Here is a 1,161-nt window from a genome sequence, read left to right as displayed (position 1 = left end):
ACGCGTTCCAAAGCGGCCCTTAGACGATTAAAACTCTCTTCACCCGGTTTAAAGATCCCTGGTTTATCAAGACCCTTACAAAAATCCTCTATGCTGTTCTTCACATCTTTCAACGTTGCCTTTAGTGTGGAAACATCTTTAATGTGGACAGTTTTAGCACTGGTTACCGTCTCTCTATTCACCGCACTGATTTGATTACTGTTTACTGCCGAAATACTCATCATTACCGCTGATACCTTTCCGTTATTAAATCCAGCGATAATGCTATAGGGTGATAAACGTATAATCTTTCATTTATTGTTCACAATCTGAGCAAGGCACCGCATCTTCACCGATTAGCGCAACGCGGGCTGTGTTTCCCGCTCTGCCACCTGTGTTTTTGCCGTTTTTTGCATCATTCGACGCAAGCGAGAGAGCCCCACATCATGCTGGTAGAGGTATTCGTAAGCGCTCGCGTCCGGCGCCAGGTTCTCCAGCAAGATGCGATCCTGTTCCAGCACGGCCCAATGCAATTTCTCCAAACGGTTTCGGTACATAAAACGCCACATATCACGCTGCCAGCCGACCACACGGCGAATGCGCCAGAAAAAAACGCGGCAGTTATCGTTATCCTCCGGCACCACCATGCTGACAATCCAGAAAGGGCCGCCGGGGCCGAAACGTTTTTGATAGGGGATCGAGAGCCGCATCCAGTAAGCGCCGCTGATACCTAACTCAACCCAATCAAAATTAACCCCAGATTGGTTTTTTTTTCTGAAGATAAAACCGCTTGATGTCGGATCGAGCACCATCTCCGCTTTACGCGCCCCCTGCGCCATGGAATGAGACGCGGAATGCAGGTAAGTTCCGTGCATCGGGTCCATCACATTTTCCAGCGCATACTGGTAGTTACAGCGCCAGGCGGCAGTACAGAGAAAATGACTGAAAGTTTCTCCGTCGGTCAGCTCTTCAGGAAACACCAACGGCTCCGCTTCCTGGTTGGCGGTAATACCGAACCAAAGAAAAATGGCACCATGAGCTTCTTTAACCTGATAGCTCACCACCACCCGTTGCCCGACTAACGGGCAGCGTTCAACGGCGGGTACATCCTTGACCACACCATCTCCCGCAACCTCAACGCCGTGATACCAGCAGGCGATGCGATCGCCAAGGTTCCAGCCA

At 50.5% G+C, this 1,161-nt stretch carries 2 protein-coding genes; both read right to left on the bottom strand.

Features of this window, described 5'->3' with window-relative positions; genetic code table 11:
* On the bottom strand, window positions 1-224 hold a 224-nt coding region (locus J5224_RS29015), incomplete at its 3' end, for a hypothetical protein (RefSeq protein ID WP_264628547.1).
* 111 nt (window positions 225-335) lie between these two features.
* Window positions 336-1,161 (bottom strand): 3-phenylpropionate dioxygenase (locus J5224_RS29010; protein ID WP_264628546.1); only part of this gene is annotated, 826 nt, incomplete at its 5' end.

The sequence above is a fragment of the Candidatus Symbiopectobacterium sp. NZEC135 genome, assembly GCF_025962695.1.
This window is presented reverse-complemented; position numbering and strand designations above follow the sequence as displayed.